The organism is Rahnella perminowiae, from assembly GCF_019049755.1.
In the GTDB taxonomy this organism is placed as follows: domain Bacteria; phylum Pseudomonadota; class Gammaproteobacteria; order Enterobacterales; family Enterobacteriaceae; genus Rahnella; species Rahnella perminowiae.
In genome coordinates, this window is the sequence record NZ_JAFMOS010000090.1 from 1 (window position 1) to 630 (window position 630).

Here is a 630-nt window from a genome sequence, read left to right on the forward strand (position 1 = left end):
CACCGTCGCATTGCGATTATTTGAGAGACTCTGTTACAGACTAATCCACCACTCAGTACAGATACGGAGAGTGATGTTCAGCTGTAAACTTTCAATTTTCAGCTTGTTCCAGATTGTTAAAGAGCAAAATACTTCGCAGCATACTGTTTCCAATACGCTCTGAAGTATTATTGAGGGGCTGTACGGTAATGGTGGAGCTAAGCGGGATCGAACCGCTGACCTCCTGCGTGCAAGGCAGGCGCTCTCCCAGCTGAGCTATAGCCCCATACAGTCACTTACAGATACCTTAATCACTCATCAGCCTGATGAGTCAGCCAATCACTTTCTCATCAAGGCGCAGTCATGCGAAGTTTGCCTGGGCAAACGAGACATGGCGACAACGAAGAGGAGGAAGGAATTGGTAGGCCTGAGTGGACTTGAACCACCGACCTCACCCTTATCAGGGGTGCGCTCTAACCACCTGAGCTACAAGCCTATTAAGGTATTTCTGCTCGTTACTTTCTATCAGACAATCTGTGTGGACACTGCACAATGCGTATCTTGAGGTAAGGAGGTGATCCAACCGCAGGTTCCCCTACGGTTACCTTGTTACGACTTCACCCCAGTCATGAATCACAAAGTGGTAAGCGC

The 630-nt window shown here is 48.6% G+C and carries 2 tRNA genes and 1 rRNA gene; all 3 read right to left on the reverse strand.

Annotated features, from left to right (window positions below):
• Nucleotides 1-189: 189 nt before the first annotated feature.
• Nucleotides 190-265, reverse strand: a tRNA-Ala gene (locus J1785_RS00455).
• A 133-nt stretch (nucleotides 266-398) separates the two neighbouring features.
• Nucleotides 399-475: transfer RNA gene (locus tag J1785_RS00460), tRNA-Ile, on the reverse strand.
• A 71-nt stretch (nucleotides 476-546) separates the two neighbouring features.
• Nucleotides 547-630: ribosomal RNA gene (locus J1785_RS00465) — 16S ribosomal RNA — on the reverse strand; the annotation flags it as partial.